This is a genomic window from Clostridium sp. UBA7791 (genome assembly GCF_002480755.1).
Classification (GTDB): domain Bacteria; phylum Bacillota; class Clostridia; order Clostridiales; family Clostridiaceae; genus Clostridium_J; species Clostridium_J sulfidigenes.
Genome location: NZ_DLCT01000005.1, coordinates 258,477 through 279,058, shown reverse-complemented (window position 1 = coordinate 279,058; position 20,582 = coordinate 258,477). Strand labels below are relative to the sequence as shown.

At 29.1% G+C, this 20,582-nt stretch carries 19 protein-coding genes and 1 pseudogene; 4 read left to right on the top strand and 16 right to left on the bottom strand.

What is annotated here, in order from left to right; all coding sequences use genetic code 11:
• Window positions 1-29 precede the first annotated feature (29 nt).
• From B3Z56_RS06775 to yeiL, 3 genes are all read right to left on the bottom strand, one after another.
• A complete protein-coding gene (locus B3Z56_RS06775; protein ID WP_346878507.1) occupies window positions 30-1,400 on the bottom strand; it encodes an MATE family efflux transporter in 1,371 nt (456 codons plus the stop codon).
• Window positions 1,401-1,613: 213 nt separating this feature from the next.
• Complete coding sequence (rsgA, locus tag B3Z56_RS06770; protein WP_346878506.1) at window positions 1,614-2,588, bottom strand: ribosome small subunit-dependent GTPase A; 975 nt, start codon at window positions 2,586-2,588, stop codon at window positions 1,614-1,616.
• Between the two features lie 496 nt (window positions 2,589-3,084).
• Window positions 3,085-3,765, bottom strand: a complete 681-nt coding sequence (gene yeiL, locus B3Z56_RS06765; protein ID WP_346847352.1) for a transcriptional regulator YeiL — start codon at window positions 3,763-3,765, stop codon at window positions 3,085-3,087.
• 141 nt (window positions 3,766-3,906) lie between these two features.
• Here yeiL and B3Z56_RS06760 point away from each other — a divergent pair, with 141 nt between their 5' ends.
• Window positions 3,907-4,332 (top strand): DMT family transporter, encoded by a 426-nt coding sequence (locus B3Z56_RS06760; protein WP_346847351.1) that lies wholly within the window; start codon window positions 3,907-3,909, stop codon window positions 4,330-4,332.
• A 58-nt stretch (window positions 4,333-4,390) separates the two neighbouring features.
• Window positions 4,391-4,858, top strand: coding sequence for a DMT family transporter (locus B3Z56_RS06755; protein ID WP_346847350.1), 468 nt, complete (start codon window positions 4,391-4,393; stop codon window positions 4,856-4,858).
• Between the two features lie 107 nt (window positions 4,859-4,965).
• Here the strand turns inward: B3Z56_RS06755 and B3Z56_RS06750 are convergent, their stop codons facing one another.
• Window positions 4,966-5,580 carry a DUF488 domain-containing protein gene (locus B3Z56_RS06750; RefSeq protein ID WP_346847349.1) on the bottom strand — a complete coding sequence of 205 codons (615 nt, stop codon included), beginning with the start codon at window positions 5,578-5,580 and terminating at the stop codon, window positions 4,966-4,968.
• Window positions 5,581-5,727: 147 nt separating this feature from the next.
• Between B3Z56_RS06750 and B3Z56_RS06745 the strand changes: the two genes are divergently transcribed.
• Both B3Z56_RS06745 and B3Z56_RS06740 read left to right on the top strand, forming a co-directional pair.
• The gene (locus B3Z56_RS06745; RefSeq protein WP_346847348.1) at window positions 5,728-6,213 is read left to right on the top strand and encodes a permease; all 486 of its coding nucleotides are present in this window, start codon (window positions 5,728-5,730) and stop codon (window positions 6,211-6,213) included.
• 53 nt (window positions 6,214-6,266) lie between these two features.
• Entirely contained in the window at window positions 6,267-6,749 is a 483-nt protein-coding gene (locus B3Z56_RS06740; RefSeq protein ID WP_414632302.1) for a permease, read from the top strand.
• A gap of 125 nt (window positions 6,750-6,874) precedes the next feature.
• On the opposite strand, the gene B3Z56_RS06735 is transcribed toward B3Z56_RS06740, so the two are convergent.
• The 12 genes and pseudogenes from B3Z56_RS06735 to B3Z56_RS06680 form a co-directional block, all read right to left on the bottom strand.
• On the bottom strand, window positions 6,875-8,005 hold the full coding sequence (locus B3Z56_RS06735) for a DUF5808 domain-containing protein (protein ID WP_346877261.1): 1,131 nt from the start codon (window positions 8,003-8,005) through the stop codon (window positions 6,875-6,877).
• Window position 8,006: 1 nt separating this feature from the next.
• Entirely contained in the window at window positions 8,007-8,393 is a 387-nt protein-coding gene (locus B3Z56_RS06730; protein ID WP_346847345.1) for a GntR family transcriptional regulator, read from the bottom strand.
• Between the two features lie 15 nt (window positions 8,394-8,408).
• Entirely contained in the window at window positions 8,409-10,055 is a 1,647-nt protein-coding gene (locus B3Z56_RS06725; RefSeq protein WP_346847344.1) for an ABC transporter permease, read from the bottom strand.
• Window positions 10,048-10,761 (bottom strand): ABC transporter ATP-binding protein, encoded by a 714-nt coding sequence (locus B3Z56_RS06720; RefSeq protein WP_346847343.1) that lies wholly within the window; start codon window positions 10,759-10,761, stop codon window positions 10,048-10,050. The genes B3Z56_RS06725 and B3Z56_RS06720 overlap by 8 nt, the downstream gene beginning before the upstream one ends.
• Before the next feature lie 545 nt (window positions 10,762-11,306).
• Window positions 11,307-11,759, bottom strand: a complete 453-nt coding sequence (locus tag B3Z56_RS06715) for a L,D-transpeptidase (RefSeq protein ID WP_346847432.1) — start codon at window positions 11,757-11,759, stop codon at window positions 11,307-11,309.
• A 151-nt stretch (window positions 11,760-11,910) separates the two neighbouring features.
• The gene (locus tag B3Z56_RS06710; protein WP_346847342.1) at window positions 11,911-13,107 is read right to left on the bottom strand and encodes an alanyl-tRNA editing protein; all 1,197 of its coding nucleotides are present in this window, start codon (window positions 13,105-13,107) and stop codon (window positions 11,911-11,913) included.
• Window positions 13,108-13,168: 61 nt separating this feature from the next.
• Window positions 13,169-14,146 carry a D-2-hydroxyacid dehydrogenase gene (locus tag B3Z56_RS06705; RefSeq protein WP_346878505.1) on the bottom strand — a complete coding sequence of 326 codons (978 nt, stop codon included), beginning with the start codon at window positions 14,144-14,146 and terminating at the stop codon, window positions 13,169-13,171.
• Between the two features lie 38 nt (window positions 14,147-14,184).
• Window positions 14,185-16,139, bottom strand: a pseudogene (locus B3Z56_RS06700) (GTP-binding protein).
• Window positions 16,140-16,360: 221 nt separating this feature from the next.
• Window positions 16,361-16,999: a GNAT family N-acetyltransferase gene (locus tag B3Z56_RS06695; RefSeq protein ID WP_346877256.1), complete on the bottom strand. Its 639-nt coding sequence runs from the start codon at window positions 16,997-16,999 to the stop codon at window positions 16,361-16,363.
• Window positions 16,992-18,230 (bottom strand): cation:proton antiporter, encoded by a 1,239-nt coding sequence (locus tag B3Z56_RS06690; RefSeq protein WP_346877255.1) that lies wholly within the window; start codon window positions 18,228-18,230, stop codon window positions 16,992-16,994. Before B3Z56_RS06690 ends, B3Z56_RS06695 begins: the two co-directional genes overlap by 8 nt.
• Before the next feature lie 5 nt (window positions 18,231-18,235).
• Entirely contained in the window at window positions 18,236-18,856 is a 621-nt protein-coding gene (locus B3Z56_RS06685; protein WP_346847337.1) for a TetR/AcrR family transcriptional regulator, read from the bottom strand.
• 199 nt (window positions 18,857-19,055) lie between these two features.
• Entirely contained in the window at window positions 19,056-20,402 is a 1,347-nt protein-coding gene (locus tag B3Z56_RS06680; RefSeq protein WP_346878504.1) for a hypothetical protein, read from the bottom strand.
• Window positions 20,403-20,582: the final 180 nt, after the last annotated feature.

The following is a 20,582-nucleotide window of genomic DNA, read 5'->3' as shown; positions in this document are numbered from 1 at the left end:
ATTTTTATTATGTTATAAGGTATTAATTATTATTCTTCTTCTATGGCAAAATCTCTAGTAACATCTCTTACCCATTTCCCACTACTTACTCTTACTATACTAACCAAAGATTTTATTATCTCATCACACCTAATTATAAAAAATACAGCTACTATTGGTAACCCTAATATATCTACTGCTATGAATCCTCCTGGAATAGCTACACACCACATAAATATAATATCATTTAATAATACAAATCTTGCGTCTCCTCCACCTCTTAGAACTCCCATCATCATATTACTTCCTAAAGCTTGGAATATAACAATAATAGAGGTTACACTCATGATTTCCATAGCAATTAATTTTGTGCTTTGTGGAACATTGTAGAAGTTTACTATTACGGGCTTAATAACATATATTATTCCGCTGGCAATAAGCCCTGTAATTACACTAAATACACCTATTGTAAAGGCATATTCCATGGCTTTATTCTTTTTACCTTCACCTATGGTATTACCAATAATAACAGCTGCAGCATTAGATAATCCAAATATAAACACTGTTACAAATTGTTGTGCAACTCCATTTATACTATTAGCTGCTACTGTACTTGTTCCCATTTTTGCTACAATAACTGAAATCATAGAGGAGCCTGTAGACCAAAGCAATTCATTAAATAATACTGGTGTACATGTAGATACATAATCCTTTAATATAACCTTATCCACCTTTAATAGATGCTTAGGTCGTAATTTTATCTTCTTCTCAAAATAAATCATAAATATTATAACTATTATAAATTCTGTGATTCTTGCCATAACGGTAGCAATAGCTGCTCCTCTTATGCCTAATGCTGGGAATCCAAATTTTCCAAAAATAAATATCCAGTTAAAAAAAGCATTTACCAACAATGACACACTATATACTAACATTGAAATTTTTACCGTTTTTACAGAACGAAGCATCATTATTGTACAGTTTGTTAAACCATAGAATATGTATCCTATGCAGACTATTCTAAGATAGCTAGCCCCACCTTGTATAACAGCTATATCATTAGAAAATATACTCATGAACTGTGTTGGTAATAGTGCTGCTATGGCTATAAATATAATTATTATAACAGTACAAACTCTATACATAATTGCAAGTATCTTATGAATAGAATTTACATCTTTCTTCCCCCAATATTGAGATATCATAATATTTGATCCACTAGCTAGTCCAAAAAGTAGAATCATCAAAATAAAAAATAAATTATTTGCTAAAGCTACTGATGATAATTGGACTTCGCCTAAAGATCCTACCATTAAGGTATCTATCATACTTACTGCAAAAGTAATTAAGTTCTGTATAGCTATGGGTACTGATATACTAAAAAGTAATCTGTAAAATTTCTTATCTGTAGTTATTTTCATATAAATATTCTCCGTATTAATCCAATTTAATAAAATAATTATACCATATTTCACATATAAAATAACCATACATATTTCTACAAATGTGCATGGTATGTATGGTTATTTTAGAATAATAAATATATTAATGCAAATTTCTTTATTATGAATATATTAATAAAATTATTTATGCTCTTAGAAAATTTCATCAACTTCCAAAATACATATTTTCATCTATCTTCTTATTCTAGCTTTTCTTTCATTTATTCTCTCTTTAGCCTTTCTACGTTTTTCTTCATTAGCTATTTCTTTTTTTATTTTTTCATAACTTATAAATCTCTCCTTAGATAATTCTCCTCTTTCAATGGCTTGTTGAACAGCACATTTAGGTTCACTTTTATGCTTACAATCTGAAAAGTGACACTTCAATGCAAGATCTTCTATATCCTTAAAGGTGACTTCTACGTCTCCCTGACTTAGCTGAAGTTCTCTCATTCCTGGAGTGTCTATTATAGCTCCCCCTGTTGGCAACACAAACAACTCTCTATGGGTTGTAGTATGCCTTCCTTTGTCATATTCATCAACTTCCTTAGTAATTTGTACTTCTTTTTCTAATAATTTATTTATTATAGTAGATTTTCCAACCCCTGAAGATCCAATAAAAACTACAGTATCATCGCTTTTTATAACATTCCTTACTACCTCTACACCTTCACCAGTTAAAGAACTTACACTTATCTTATCTATACCTAATGCCACCTGATCTAAGGATAATAATTTATCTTCTAAATCCTCACATAAATCTAATTTAGTTAATAAGATAACAGGTGTAGCACCACTATCCCATGCTATATTAATATATCTTTCTAATCTTCTTAGGTTAAAATTATTATTTAAAGACATTGTTATAAAAATCTTATCTATATTTGCAGCTAAAGCCTGTTCTTCACTTTTTACTCCTGCTACCTTTCTACAAATAAGCGTTTTTCTTTCTTGAATCTGATGTATTATTCCTTCTCCATAACCAAGCTCTTCATAATTAACCCAATCCCCTACAACTGGATAGTCCTTTTTATTAATTAATTCATATTGTAACTTCCCCGATAGGGTAGCTGATATTTCTCCCTTTTCAGTTATTATCTTGTATAAATTTCTATGCTGAGCATACACTCTTCCTATTGAATATTCATTTATATTATTTTCTCTCAACTATATAATCCCTCTTTCTAACTTTATACTTTAATTTATTTTCATTTAATAAGACGTTGAACTTATGCCCTTTAGCTTTTTTATAATAACCTTATTGGTTAAAAAACTTTATTTTTGCATACAAAAAAACCTTGGATTAGGCTACTCCAAGGCATAAGTTCAAATTAAATATAGTTATAAAATTAGGATTATAATATTATTATACTTCTAAGGTTTTAAACTGAATATAATTGTTAATATTAATCCACTGAAACTAACATTTAAATCTTAAATTTGGAGCGGCTGTATATACTTCATCTAATATTAATCTTTCTCTGTTCATCATAATACAACAACTCCTTTCAAATTCGATTTATATATTTATAATATCAATACATATATTAAGCATACATCAAATATACATATTTGTAAATAATTAAATGACAAATTTCTATAAATATTTTTCATTTTTAGGATTTTATATAATTTAAAATGCTTATATGTCCATCTTTATTATCTATTTATATAAATCCACGGCTAAACTTCTAAGTATTTCTTCATTAATAATTTCATATCCGTAATTGTCTTTTTTTAATACTTCCCTATTTATTAAATTATTTATAGTCCTTAATAGATGTCTATAGCTAGTTCCTAGCAACTCAGCAATTTCTGTTAATGTTTCATTAAATACAACTCTATTTCCTTCTTCCCTTGTTGCCATTATATAGCTAGCTAATCTGTTTTCCAGTGGATATAGTAAATTAATTGATCCATTCCTAGAAACTGTGTCCATTTTATTGCCTAATGAACTACAAATAAATCTTAGAAATTTAGCATCATTAAGTAGTTTTTCTCTTACCTTTTTAAAAGATAAGCCAATACAATAGGCCTCTTCTATAACTTCCATATTTGTAGTTGCCATTGTAAAATTAACTAGCTCTAAATCCCCTAGTACCATAAGTGGATAATAAAAACATATTAAAAGCGATTTACCATTTTTTAAACTAATATATACTTTAGCCTTCCCTTCTACAAAAAAGAATAAATAATCTATAGGCTCATCTTCTTTACATAAAAATTCATTTCTCTTAAAGTGAAATAATTCCATATATTCTCTCATATCACTGGTAAAGATATCATTAATATTGTATTTATTTATATATGTGTTCATAAGTTCTGAGTTATTTATTTTCTTCATATTTATCTCCTAAATCATATAAATTACTTATTAAAATTATTTCTCATCTTAAATACTTTCTTAATACAACTATGACATATGTCATAATACTTCTCAACTGCTTTATGATAAATTCAATATGTAACTAAAAGGGGGATTGTCATGAATATTTTTATTTCTATATTTATAGGTGCATTAATTTCAGTAATGCTTGTGTTTAATGGAACCTTATCAGGGACTATTGGTAATTATTCTTCCAGTGTACTCATTCACATAGTAGGTTTAATTACTATTATTACTGTATTATTTGCTACTAAGTCAAAATTAAAAATTCAAAAAGGTATTCCTATTTTATGGTACAGTGCTGGAGCCGTTGGAGTATTTACAGTGCTTTTTAGTAATATAAGTTTTATGGCTCTTGGTGCTTCTTTAAGCATTTCTCTAGGATTACTTGGTCAAGCAATTTCTTCTATTATCATTGATAACTATGGATTACTTGGAATGAAAAAGATTAAATTTAACGGTAAGAAGTTCATAGGTTTATCAATTATGATTATAGGTATCGTAATTATGACTATTTTTAAATAATGATAGGAGGTGAACTTTAATAAGATTATTTATTCTATAACCTTATTAAAGATAAATAATGATATATATTATAATTTCTATTTTAGCTGGTGTAACTATTGTTATAGGTAGAACTATAAATTCTAAATTAGCAGAGAAAATCGGTATATTTCAAGGAACCTTTTTTAACTATGTAGTTGGACTGTTTTTCTCAGTAGTATTTCTTTTATTCAGCAAAGAAACCTTTCCTTCAACCTTTAGTAGCTTTAGCACAATACCCTTCTTAGCATATTTAGGAGGACTCCTAGGAGTTATAACCATAGTTATTTCAAATTACATGACTCCGAGAATATCTTCTTTTTATCTAACTCTCTTTATATTTATTGGGCAATTATTTATGGGTATAGTAATTGACTATATCACCTTAGGTAAAGCATCTACAGGAAAAATTATTGGAGGTATTTTAGTTCTTATAGGGTTGGCCTATAATCTTATAGTAGATAAAAATGACACTACTTGTGATGAAAGTGAAATTCTCAAAGCATAGTCAAATGAATACATTCAAATTATTCATCAATAATAATAAGTCCAAGTATAAGTAATTAAAATAAAGATTACTTACGCCTGGACTTGAATTATTTTATAGATATACTTTTATTTTAAATGCTCAATCCGATATCCGATTTCTTTATTGGCTAATCGATATCCTTCTTCTATTAATTCTTTCTCTGTAGGTGCAGTTCCAAGGATAGTATCTATAGTAACTTGATCTCTATCACTAAAATATTTATCTAATAGATTTCTTTCCATATCTTCCTGAGAAGCTAGAGAATAATCGTCTAATATATGTCCTACAGTGAATCCATGATCTCTTAAAGCTCTTCCCACTAAGATGCTTCTATGACATCTTATAGGATCTTGCATCGCACCTAATAATGCTATTCTATATCCTTTTTCACAGCCATCCTTTAGCCTTTGAATACCTTTTATAAAATCCTCTTCATATACTACCTTCTCGAAATCTGAATACCCTTCATCATAATAGGATATCCTATTTTCTCTCTTAGCAGCTAACTCTTTAGCCATATAGATATAAATAAAGCCTTCCTTCTTCAAAGTTTCCCTTATTGTTTCCTTGTCAAATTGAATATTATACTTTGAATAAGGAGTTCCTCTAATATCTACTACACAGTCAATGTTATAATGTCTTAGCATATGAATTAACTTCTCTACAGTATAATTAGAATGTCCTATTGTAAATATTTGCATAATCTTTTCTTCCTTTATTAGTATAATCTATATTATTCATCACTCCTCTCTTTTCATACCCTTGATAATACTTATTATACTATAATTATGTAACCTCACAAATTTATGAGCATAATATGATTTTATAGAGTTATTGGAAGTGATGTTATGACAGGTGTTATTCTATACACTTTAGCTTTAGTGCTACTTCTTATTTCTTTAATCAAAGATAAGAAGAAAACTATTAAGGCTCTAAAAATTTCCCTTAAATCCTTTGAAAACATAATGCCTCAATTTTTAGGTATCATTATCACTGTAGGAATTCTCCTTGCTATAGTAGATGCAGCTACCATATCAAAATTAATGGGTTCTAATTCTGGATTTTTAGGAGTTATTATTTCTTCTATTACTGGTTCCATAACTATGATGCCAACTTTTGTAGCCTTTTCATTAGGTAATACACTACTTGAAAGTGGAGCGGGTTATCCACAAGTGGGAGCTTTAATTTCTACTCTAACCATGGTTGGTATCATGACATATAGCTTAGAGTCAAAATATATAGGTAAAAAAGCTGCCTTTCTTAGAAATTTTATAGCCTTTGTCTTTTCCTTTGTAGTAGCTTTCTTTATTGGAAAGGTGGTGACTTTATTTTGATTAGACTACTTAACTTTCTAAAAAGGTATTCCTTTTTCCTTTTAAGTTTATTAATACTTATCTTAGTATTCGTCTTTAATTGGGACTTAGGAACTAAAAGCTTTATTAATGCTCAATCTAGCTTTATTCAGATGTTATCTGTACTTCCACCTATTATGATTCTTCTTGGCCTTATTGATGTGTGGGTTCCAAAAGAAGTATTAATGAAATATATGGGGAAGAACTCCGGATTTACTGGTGTTTTAATTGCTATTCTTATTGGCTCTATAGCTGCTGGCCCCATGTATGCTGCATTTCCTTTTACTGCAGTGCTTTTAAAAAAAGGAGTTAAATTTAGTAATATTATTATTTTTATGAATGCTTGGTGTGTTACTAAAATTTCTACATTACTCTTCGAAATTTCCGCTATAGGTTATGCCTTTACCCTATCTAGATTAGTAATTGATATACCTGGAGTCATCATAATGGGTTATTTAGTTGAAGGGCTTATGAAAAAAGAAGATATAGATAATCTATATTTACGTTATGATACTTAAGAAGTATAAAAATTAAGGAGTTACTAAGTCAACTAAGGTTTTAATTTCATTATACTGAAATTAAACTTAGTTCTAACATTTTAGTAACTCCTTTAATTCTGATTTAATTTTTATACACAATACAATCAAGTAAGCAATATAGACATAATTATATTACTTATTATAAATACTATAAGTCCTCCCACAGCTATCCAAGACTTTGGATGAGCAAAGTTTACTGTCCAACCTACACCCAATCTTTTCTCTACCATCCAAGCTGGATCATTTTTATTATAATAAATGCTTCCTAGTATCCATTTATCATCATCATCTTTATATAACTCATCTTTTTCACCTTTTGTTTCGATATTTCTTCCACCTTGACCAATTTTGATAAAAATAATGATAAATATAATCATAGTTATCATGAAAATTACCATAAATACATAGTTAATTATCATAGGATCAAAGTTAAATAATATAGATGCTTGAATTAACGAAAACATAATAAGCATTTGTAGTATCATTACCATCATTAATATTGACCCTATTTTTTTAAACTTCCTCTTTCGAATAATGGCCTTCTCAATACTTCCACTATTTAAATCCACCTTAGAATTAATAATCACTTTGTTTATTCCATATAATAATGCTGTTAAAAAAATTTGAACAATTGGAAATTGATATATTATAAAATGACCTCTTAAAGTCTCCTTTTTAAACACCCCAAAGCTAGTATAAGGAATCTCCATCACCTTAGGTAATGCATCATATCTATACATAGTTACTAAAATACTTACTAAAGGAAAGATAAATAATAATAAAAACCATTTTGAGTCTATAGGTTTTATCTTTTCATCCTTTTTAGGCTTTCTTAGAGTAGTCTCTACCACTACTACATTTCTTTTAGTATAAGTCCAGTCTCTATGCTTTTTTAAGGTTTTAACCTTTTTATAATATGGAATATATACTATAAAGCTTATTATTAAACTACCTATAATAAGTATTGCCATTATAAATCCTAAAGTATTTTCACTATAGTTATCAAGATTAAAGAATAAAATATTTACTCCTAAAAGCATAATAAAAAATATGATTGAAATAATTATTCTATAAGATTTTTCTATATCTTTTAGCTCCTTTTCTTCTTGATATTCCTTAGGAAATCTCACTCCAAAGAAAATGCCACTATTAGATGTTTTGTTCACAAAAAAACTAGTTAAAAATATAAATAATAACATAAAATTCATAAATACTAAGAATAACCATTTATCCATATTAGCTATCCTCCTTCTTAAATCCACTAAAAATAGCGTCAATATAGCTCTTTATATCTTCTTTACTTATGCCTCTATTAAAGCATTCAGCCATATAATACTCTAGTTCATAATTTAAACTTTCTCTAAACTCCTCATTAGAGCTTTTTAAGCTAAGAGATACAAAAGCTCCTTTTCTTCTATCTATTTTAATATAACCTTCATCCTTTAAAAGTGAATATGCTTTATTAACTGTATGCATATTCACTCCAATATCATCAGCTAACCCTCTAACGGATGGAAGTTCTTCGCCTTCTTCTAGTTCCCCTCTTGCTATACCTTCAACTACCTGATTCTTTATCTGGACATATATAGGTATATCTGAGTCAAAGTCTATTTTTAAAATCAAAATCTCATCTCCTATTTAACTCCTTAGTTTATTAAACAACTTTTCTCCCTTAGTTTTCAATATTGTACATACTAATAATATCAAAAGTACTAGTAGTAATGCTATAACCCCTAGATATAAATTTATATTTGTAATCGCAAATACCTTGTTAATTCCAATAGTTATAAAAATCACTACAACTACAAGCACTGCTCCCATAAGAATACTTATCATAGAACTTAAACTTTGCTTTACAACCTGTACTTCTGAAGTCCAGTCTAACTTAGGGAAAAACAAGTTAATCAAAAGGCCCCCAACTGATACTAAAATAGCTAATAGTGTAGGAATTAATATAGTCCACATAAAATTTATTAGGGTTAACTTAAAGGCTATGGCAAACATAATTGAATCCACTACTATAGTTGGTATTAGTAAAAGAATATTAACTCCTATCTTACCAATGAATATATCTTTAACTTCTAGTGGAGATGATTTTAAAATCCACAAATTTCTTCCTTCAATTGATATAGATGAACCTGTAGTGCAAGTTAATCCTATACCAAAGGATAATATTATAAGTGGTGCAAATTGCATTACCTGTTTTAATAGTGGTGCTAGTACCTGAAGGTCTGAATCACTAGATTGTGCCATCTGATCTATGAGAAAATCTCCTCCCATAACTAGAGATGATACAGCTGCTACCGTTACTAAAACTATACCTATTATTGTATTTGTAACATATACAGAAGATGAAAAATATCTCTTAAATTCTTTCTTTATTAAGGCTCCCCTTAAAGTATTTGTTTTTAAGGATGTTAATTTATAATTAGATCTTTTAAAAGTTTCTCCTAACCTTAAATTTATTGACTTAAAGCTTCTAGCAAAGATTATTAAAAATATTATGAAAGGAATTATAGACCATAAAATAAATTTTGTCATAGATAATAAGCTTAAATTAGCTAAAGCATCCGTAAAGTAATAAGAAGGTGGATAAATAGTTTTTATCCCTTGGATTATAGATGTACTGTTCTCTATAACTATATTTATAATCTTATCCATTTTAAATGAACCTATCATTACTACAACTACAACTATCAAGGTTCCTATATTTAAAATTAAAGTTTTACGTTTCATTCTTGAAGATACATAGCTAAGAGCAAAGGCTATAATAGCTGCCATAACTATAGGTATAAGCGGAATAAAAATTATTCCTATGAATAAATAAATAAAAAATATAATACTTGTACCTGATTTCATAAAATAAACTATAGCTGGTGGAATTGTTACTAGTGCTACAAATAAATAATTCAATAATAATAATTCAATCATCTTACTAGCTAAGATTATACCTGGTTTTATAGGTAAACTCATTAAGGTTTCAAAATCCCTTGATGAAAAAAGAACACCCTGAGCCTTGTATACAGATGTAAACAATGAAAACATAGTACTAAGAAGCATTGCACTCATCAAAATAAGACTTAAATATCCATACTGACCCAATTGCTCTACTATAGCCAAGGAATACATTACAATTAACATACCTATAGAAAATATGCCTAGTAGTATTGCTAAAAATATGGATATGTTTTTTACTTTTTCACTCTTTGATTCTTCCTTTAGGAATTTATTTATTCCCCAAGTATTCCTAATGTTATTTTTTAATAGAACTTTTAAATTACTCATTGTCAATCAACTCCATAAATATTTCTTCTAGACTACCATCACCTTTAACTTTATTGGTGTCTCCTGAAGCTACTATCTTTCCACCTTTAATGATAGCTATCTTATCACATAATTTTTCAGCAACTTCCAGTACGTGGGTAGAGAAAAATATAGCTCCACCTTCATTACATAATTCTCTCATGAATCCTTTTAAAATATGTGCTGCTTTAGGATCAAGTCCAACAAAAGGTTCATCTAGAATTAGTAATTTAGGCTTATGAATAAGTGCTGATATAAGGGCTAACTTTTGCTTCATCCCATGAGAATAGGATGAAATTAGATCTCCTAGAGATTTTGTAAGTTCAAAGGCTTCACTATACTTTTTTATAAGTGTCTCCCTTTCTTCCTTTGATACCTTAAAAATATCTCCTATGAAATTCAAATATTGTATACCTGTTAATGAATCATATAAATCCGGGTTATCCGGAATATATGCTATATCCTTCTTACACTCTATTGGACTAGTCTTTATAGAATTACCATTTATTAAAATTTCTCCTTCTTCAAAATCTAAAATTCCTACTGCAGCTTTAATGGTAGTAGTTTTTCCAGCACCATTATGACCAATAAATCCAAATATATCTCCTGGTTTCACTTCAAGAGATATACTATCTACAGCTTTTTTACTACCACTATAAGACTTTGAAAAATTATTTATCTTTAACATTTTACATACCACCTTATTTGTTATATCTGTTATATATAATATATAACATATGTAACAAATATTCAAGTGCCTAATAGATCTTTTCATAACTTACTTTTAATAGTTTTTCTAAATAAAAAAGGGCTTTCACAAAATATTGCTAATCTTTATAAAGTGCTTCGCATTTATATAAGATTTAGTTCATTTTGTGAAAATCCCTTTTAATTAAGGCATCTAAAAATAAATAATAAGTCAAAGATGCGCAGTATATTTTGAGTTAGACAAGGAAATAAGTTCCGCATATAGTAGCACTATCTAAGCATTCTGTTGACGCAGTATAAACAGATTTCTTTGCTTCAGAGGGGGTTTTTACTCCCACTGAAGCTTATTAACTGAACTCCTAGTATCAGTATTTTCGATACTTAGAATTCGTTGTCCTTTAGGGGAAATCGTTAGCTAGGGGCGTCTCTCACTTTGAAGTAGATGTGAGTATTAGATCGGGTAGTCATCAGATAATATAAAATAGACGATCATTCTGACTTATTTATTTTTTGAAGATGCCTAACCTATTCTATATAAATAGTGCTTCCCTTTGGAACATTATCATATATCCATTTTGCATTTTCCTTTGCAAGCCTTATACATCCATCAGAAATCCTCATTCCTAATCTTCCATCTCTCACTGTTCCATTTAAATTATATATTATAGAATGAAAAAGGTAATTTCCCTTGATTTGTGTATAATAATAGCATTTATAACCATGCTCTACTCCAAAGTATGGTCCTTTTATACCGACCTTAAAGGTACCTTTTATAGTTGGTGTAGATGATTTTCCTATTGAACATATATAAGACTTTACTAAAGACCACTGATTACCCTTCTTTTTAAATACATTAGTCCTAAATTTATTAAGCTCTACATATATTAAATATTCAGTATCACTTTTCAATTCTTTTGAATTTACTAGTTGTGTAGCTGTTGTATTATAGTCACTCCTATATACCCCCTGTATTCTCATTCTTATAGAGTTTACTTTACATTTAACTAAACTTAATGTACCTTTTACATATTTCATAATTACTCCACCATAATACTATATAATCATATATTATGTACTCAATTATAAAATGCCAATGCGAATTAACATTAATTCTAATTTCTATTTTATACTATTTACCTTTTATCTTATTTATAGCATAATCTAAAGCTCCCTCTAAGTTGTTATTATTCTTTCCACCACCTTGAGCTTGATGACTACTTCCTCCACCTTTACCATCAATTAAAGTGATTGCATCTTTTAATAGTTCATTCATAGATATTCCTTTAAAATCCTTTGATGCTGCAAAGATAAGGTTTGCTCTTTCTCCATTTTTAATTGCCATTAATGCTATAGTATTGTTATTTTCAATAATCTTTGAAGTTACCTTATTTACATATTTAATATCTTCATTATCATAAACTTTTTTAACTATAGTTATATTTTCTACTTTCTCCCCTTTTTCAACCATGTCCTTTACTTCATAAGCAGCCACTTCTTCACTTAGCTTTTTATTTTTATCTAGAGCAGCTTTAAGATTTTCGTTCATATTTTTTATGCCATTTATAGCCTCATCTTCACTGGCATTTAAATATCTACATACCCTTGTAGTAAATTTATCTTTTCTAAAGGAATCTTCTATTGCTCTTTTCCCTGCTACATATTCTATTCTCGTTGCTCCTTTATGTTTTTCCCATCTTCTTACCTTAATCATTCTTAGTTCTAAGGTTGACTTTGGATGTACTCCACAACATGCATTAATATCTAAATCTGAAATCTTAACAACTCTTATTTCTTCATTAGTATTAGGTAATGCTCTTCTTAATCCCATCTTCTTTAACTCTTTTTTATCTGGCACTAAAAATTCTACTTGAAGATCATCTCCTATAATTAGATTTGCAGCCTTTTCAGCTTCTCTTATCTTTTCTTCTTCTAATATTCCCTCTATATCTACAGTACATATTTCTCTTCCCATATGAAAACCCACTGTATTTGCATTAAATATTTTATAAAAACACCCTGATAAAACGTGCTGTCCGAGGTGTTGATCCATGCCATCCCTTCTTCTTTCCCAATCTATAGAGCACTTTAATTTATGAAGCTTTATAGGCTTTTTATTAAGAACATGATATATAATTCCTTCTTCTTCGTAAACATCTATTACTGGTTCATTTTCTATAAATCCTAGATCACAAAATTGACCTCCACCTCCTGGGAAAAAAGCTGTTTTATCTAAAACCACATGAAACTTCCCATCTTTCTCTTCTACCTTCTCTAATTCAGCTACAAATTCTTTAATATATTGATCTTTATAATAAAGCTTCTCCATTGTATCTCTCTCCTTTAACCAATGTATAACTAAAGTTCTAACTTTAGCCTTAATTTAAATATTACTTTGTCTTTAAATCTCTATATCCTGTAGATAAGTTAACTACATTCCTGAGTTCCTCTCCCTTTATAAAGCGTTCTAAATTATTAACAGCAATTTTAACTATACGATGGTGGGTTTCCTTTAGATTATAATTTCCAGAAACATGAGGTGTAATTATTGCATTTTTTATTCCCCAAATCCTATGATCCTTTGGCAATGGCTCAGGGTCTGTCACATCTAAAGCTGCTCCTAAAAGTTTCCCACTTTCTAAATCATCACAAAGCGCTTCAGTATCTATAGCTGTACCTCTACCTACATTTATAAGTACAGAATCCTTTTTCATCTTAGAAATTTTATCTTTAGAGAATAATTTATAGGTTTCCTTAGTTTCTGGTAAACTTAATGCTACCACATCTGCTTTAGGCAATAACTCATCAACCTTATCCATAAGATATAATTCATCTAAATATTCAGGTTTATTAGTATCACTTCTTCTTACTCCTATAGTATATCCACCTAGAGCTTTTATTCTCTTGGCAAAGTCTCCTCCAATATCACCAAGTCCAATAACTAAAGCAGTACATTCACAAATAGATTTAACTTCACCCTCATTCTTCCAAAGACTATTATTTTGATTATCCCTATAAAGGTATAACTTTTTATATATAGAAAGTAGTACACCTATCATATGTTCTGATATAGCGAGTCCATAGGCTCCAGTTGAATTAGTTAGTTTTACTCCCCTTGGAAGCACCCCTTCTTTTACAAATAAATCAGCTCCTGCACTATCAAGTTGTAACCACTTTAAGTTTTTACATCCTTTAACCATATCTAATGGAGGATTACCTATAATTATGTGAGCATCTTGAAGAGTCTCCCTATTTATCTCTTTAGCTGAAGTAAATATAAAATTAGATCCAGGTGCCACTGACATTAAATCAATTTTATGGCTATCGTCCATAGGCATTAACACAACTACATTAATTTCTTTTTCCATAATTAATCACTCCTAATATATTAAATTTCTAATAATATTTATTTAAGACAATGAATATGTTCCTTAACTTCATACCAAGGAACTGCATAACCTACACCCTTAGCACAAAAAATTGAAGATGATGTGTATTCAGGATCTACGTCCTTGTTATAGCTTTTAGCTTCTATAACCTCTTCTGGATTATGACATATATCATACCCATGAAATACTAGACTTAAGCTGCCCTTACCCTTTGTGAATGCTTGAAAGTCCAAAGCATAATTCATAAAGGTAGCTACAGGACCTCTTCCTTCAATTATAACTCTTTCTCCATAACTTTTAGGCTCATTAATGCTACCACTCATTTTTTGAATATCACTGATAACTCTACCCATTAAGTTTATCTCTACATCTATTTTAAATTTGTAATAGGGTTCTAGTAATAGATTTTTAGCACTTTCTAATCCTTGTCTAAGGGCTCTTTTAGTTGCTTCTCTAAAATCTCCACCTTCAGTATGCTTTAAATGTGCTCTTCCATTCATAAGGGTTATTTCTATATCTGTAATTGTACTTCCTGTAAGTATTCCCTTGTGATCTCTTTCAAATATGTGAGTTCTTATAAGATTTTGATTTCCTGTAGTTAAAAAATCACTGTGACATTTATTTTTAAAAGTAATCCCTGATCCTCTAGGCCCTTCTTTTAACTTTAAATAAACCTCTGCATAGTGACGAAGAGGCTCAAAATGTCCAAAGCCGTCCACTTCCCCTTCCATGGTTTCCTTATATAATATTTCTGGGGTTCCAAAATCCACTAATAAGTTAAATCTATCTTTTAATATTTCCTTTAAGACTTCTAGTTGTATTTTTCCCATTATACTAATATGAAGCTCTTGTAACTCCTCGCTCCACACTACATTCAGACTATTTTCTTCACTTTCTAAAATTTTAAAGCATCCTAACACTTCTCTAGGGTTTATACTTTTATCAAACTCTACCTTTGCTCTTAAGGTTGGAATCATAAAAAACTCATTTAAATCTAAAACTCCTATGCCCATACCAGCTCTTAAAGAGCTTATGCCTATAATTCCAAAAATTTCACCTGAAACAATTTTATCTTTACTCTCAAATTTATTTCCATTATAACTTCTAATTTCATTTATTTTTTCTCTTATCTCTTCTCCATTTGTACTATATATAATTTCATCCTTTACCTTTAACTCACCCTGTAATGCTTTTATAAAGGTAATTCTATTACCTTTTCATCATATTTAATCTTGAATACTCTACCTTTGAAGCATTTATTATCTTTTATCTCTTCATAGTTAGTATAACTAAGACTATTAAAGTTCTCTAAAAACTCTTTTACACCTTCATCTAATAAAGCTGACCCTTTTAAAACTATAAATATTTTTTCTGACTTAATAAGCTCCTTTAATTTATCTACCCATAAGTAGTTGTCATAGCCTTTACCTAGATAGGTTTCCAGTAATTCCTCATTTCTTTCAGCTATAAATTCTATATTTTCATTACTTAAATTATATAAATCTTCTTCAACTAAACAAACTTCACTACTTAAGTTATTTCTTATCTCATGGATAACCTTTTGTAAGTCAGCACCTTCTCTATCTGTTTTATTTATAAATATAAAAGTAGGTATATTATTTTTTCTTAGTAGCTGCCATACTGTCTCTGTGTGACCTTGCACTCCCTCTACTGCACTTATTAAAAGGATAGCATAATCTAGAACCCCCATAGCTCTCTCCATCTCTGGCGAAAAATCTATATGTCCTGGAGTATCTATTAAATAATATTCTGAATCTTCATAATTAAAAATTCCAATATCAGAAAAAACTGTAATACCCCTTTCTCTTTCTATATTATGACTATCTAGAAAAGCTTCTTTGTGGTCAACTCTTCCTCTAGTTTTTATACTCTTTGTATGATAAAGTAATTGCTCAGAAAATGTAGTTTTACCTGCATCAACATGAGCAAAAATCCCTATGGTTTTTTTCACTATAAACTTCCCCTTTATTGTACAATATCATTAGATTTATTTTACCACAATATTCTTTTATGTTTCAGTTATAAATGCAACTTCCCCTAAAACTTTATTTATATAAATAACTTTTTACTAGTAGATATATTATAACAATCTAATATTGTTATAATAATTAAAATCCCTATTACAAAAAATCACTCAATTTGAATTTCTTCATATTAAGTGGCTTAATTTATTTATTCAACTTTGTATCCATATAAAAAAACATTCATTGTAACAAGTTTACTCTCACAGGTTGTTTCAAAACTTTTTTCAGCTAAACGTTCAAACCCTTGACTATCATAAAAACCATAATTACAGGTTGAGTCTGTGTATAAATAAATATGTTTTGTGTTGTGATTTCGTAAATAATCACAAAGATTTGAAAGTAGTTTCTTACCTACACCCAATCCTCTACAGTCTTCTGTAACGGCAAATAGTGTCAATACTCCATCAAACTCCGCCTCTCTACCAGCAAGAAGCTTATGATAAATGTGATGCATATTTCTATAATCACTTATATTACTTTTATATTGTATAGCTTTTAATGTCGTTATTGAATTATACAATACTACTCCTAAAATATTTTTTAAATGAGTCAATATTTTATAATCATTTTTAGACTTTCCTAAAATCACACCAACAATATTTCCGTCTTTTTCTGCAACACAGCTAAAGGTTTTCTCTGCTAAACAGCTTTGTAAGTATAATTTTAAAAGATTTTTTAATACCTTTTCATTATCAATATACCTATAAAGTCCAAAACTCTCATTTATTATAGATTTAACGGTTTCATAATCATCTTTTTTGATTTCTCTATATATTATCTCATTCATTGCTAATTTCCTCTTTTTTATTAAATTCTCCTGCCCACTCAAAAGCCTTTTTAGATGCTATAACTGCGATAACCTCGTTAATAACCGCTGCCGCCGCAATTGTTCCTTGGATGACCTTAGCGTATTCTGGTGCTGGTCCTGATAGAACAGAAACAGCTATACCTGTAAATACGAGAGATACACCTGAATGAGGAAGCAATGTGAGTCCTAAATATTTTTTTACGGTTTCTGGTGAATCTGTTATAACAGCTCCGAATAATGCTCCACCATATTTACCTACAGCTCTTGAGATGATATAAATTGCAGTAAATAGTCCGGCACCTAAAATCAGATGATAGTCAAGCGGTGTTCCCAGATTTAAGATAACTACAATCATAGAAATACCAAGAATAGGATTAAATGAGTTCATAATCCGCTCTAGACGTTCTTCTGAAATCATATTAGAAAACGTTGCCGAGAAAGCCATACCAATAAGCATAAAGTTAAGTACAGGCTTTGGTAAAACTAAATCATTAAATATAAAACCAACACCTGCTGATATTAGTATGGTTGCACTCAGTAGCAATACAGTTACTTTTGTTGAACGTTCTCTTTTCAGTACAACTCCTGCAAGCAATCCTACAACAATCCCAATAATAATTGGTAATAAAACTACAAGTAATATCATATAAGCCGGTAGTTTTTGCTCAGATAGATTGGCAGATATAATAGAAATAGTTGAAAAAAATACAATTACTCCTACCATATCGTCAAGGGCTGCCATAGGAATTAATGTTTTAGTTACAGGTCCGTCTGTTTTAAACTCACGCACAATAGAAAGTGCTGGTGCTGGTGCAGTTGCAAGAGCAATACCTCCAAATATAAATGCAAGATAAATAGGAAATCCTACAAAATAAAATACAACCCCAAATACCAAGCTCACAACAAAAAATGTTCCTAATGATTGGGTTAATGTTGTTATGATAATTTGCTTGCCCGATTTTTTAATTTTCTTCCAAACAAGCTCCGTGCCTATTAAAAGTCCCACTACACATTCTAAAATATGCATAATTGGTTCATACCAATGAGCATTTAAAACTGCATCATTTACAACTCCAAATGCATGTGGTCCAAGTATCATACCTGTAAGTAACCATCCTAGAATAGCAGGCAACTTTATCTTTGAAACAAGCTTACCTACAATAAAAGCAATTGCAATTGCCACTAAAATCCTTAAAATTAATAATATCATTATTTCTACTCCTCCTTTGAAATACCATAAAGCATAATATTTAGTATTTTTGACAGTTTCAGTTCGTGCATTTCTATTAGTGAATTAAAGTCCAGATTTTCATAAGCTTTACTTTGAAAATAACCATTGAACATTTCTTGAAAAACAAAGAAGTATTCCATTGCTTCTTCTTCTGTAATATTATCTCGTAGTGTTACATTACTTAAGGCCATGCGATAGTGACTTATATTAAGTGTGTCAAAATTAGCTCTTAAGTCTTTGATTTGTTCTTTCAAATGTACAGGTGGTTGTAAAATTGCATGAAAGAATATATGACTGTAATAATTATTCTCTTTAAAAAAACGATACCTTAAATCAAAATAATTTTGCATGTACTTCTGAAAATCCAATTGGTCAAATTCTTCTTTACTAAGATAATCTACAAGCTCATCAAAGCAAACCTTAACACATTTTAAAAATAACTCATCTTTATTTTTAAAATAGTGATAGATAAGTCCCTTTGAAATTTTGTTATCGTTGCATATATTATTCAGCGAAGCATTTTCATATGTCTTTGTTCCAAACTCCGCTATGGCAGCATTTAATATTTTATCTTTACTTATCTGACTTTTCTCTTTTTGATTCATAATACCCTCCAAATATAAATATTGACCACACGGTCTATTATATATTATCAAAAACAAACCACGTGGTCAATAATATAAATTATTAAATTTTTTAAAGACCTTCAATTAAATTTTAAGTTTAAATTTACTGATAATTATTAATAGACATTTATTCTTATCTATTTTTAACCTTAACTGCTCCATCTTCCATAAAAATGTTTTAAATTACATAAATAAACTTATATAATTGAATGGCATCTTTACCATTAACCCTAACTATCTTAGGTGGCCTAGAATACTCTATACTTATTTTTTGAGTTTCCTCTTCTAATAATAACCCTCTAACCTTCATAGCATTGATTAAACTACTCTTTCTGTTATTAGGAAATATTATATAAGCAACACTTTTTCTATCTTGCTTTAACAATTCAACAATATCATTTGCTAAAACATCCAATTTGATATCGAATGGTGGATCACATATAACTCTATCAAATTTTTTTAAATATTTATTCTGTAAAAATTTTGTTAAACCAATATTCAAATCAAATTTTACAAATTTTAGACCACCATTTTCTCTAAATCTGTTATCTCGTTCAAAAAGGACTATGTTTTTATTTATCTTATATGCATACTGTGCTACGGATGGAGTAACCAGACATGCTGTATATCCTTCACACAATTCCGCTAGATTTGCTGTAGTTTCAACGGAAAAGAAATATTGCATATACTCTAAATTCTGATTTAATTTAACATAGGCTTCAGAATTACTATAGGAGAGCTCCACATATGGAAATATTAAATTATTCCTATGAGCATACAGTCTATCAATGTTGTTATCATGCATTAAAGATAGTATATTCCTCTTATGCAATTCCAGATTAAAATTTATATCTCTTTTAATGAACCTTAACCAAATAAATCCATTAGGATGTCTATTACTATCAACGTATAGACTATAGCTATCATATTCTAATTGTAAACCAAGGTCATGAATTAAACTCCATAACTTTAATATCCATCCTGGTTTCGTAAGTACTACTAATCTTCCATCTTTTTTTAACAACTTACTGGACTTTGCTAATAACCTTTCAAACATCTCATATTCTATTCCAGTTTCAAGACTAAACCTGTTTATCTGTACTTCTTCTGAGATATTAATTAAATTAGCAAAACCCCAAATTGCTACGTCAAAAGATTCCTTCTCATATTCTACAAGTCCTATATCAAAATTAGAGCTAATAATTTCTGTATATTTATAACCTGATAAAAGTTCATTGATATTTTTAAATACTCCATTATCAATACCACAACTTATATCTGAAATCTGTGTCACTAACTTTTGTGGTGCATAGATATATGATATTAGTAATGTGGTAATCTCTAAATGTGAGCCTATTGTAATTACATTATCAGTATCATTAATACAAGCAAAATTAATAAATGATAAGGCTTTATTTAACCCAAATATATTTGAAATTAACATATTTCTGATTTCATGTTCATAAACTAACTCCATTGCACAAATTACATCTTCTTCATGTGCAAACTTCAATGTTTTATCCATTGATATAGCCTCCTTAAAATAAGTTTTGAGGCCTAACCATTGATTTATTAAATATAAAACAAAAGGCTACAAAAAAGCACTGCTTTCTTGTAGCCTAAAAATCTGTAATCAATTTTATACTTAAATAAGTTTATCTAATAAGAACTATATATTTAATGCAATAAAAATAAATATATACAA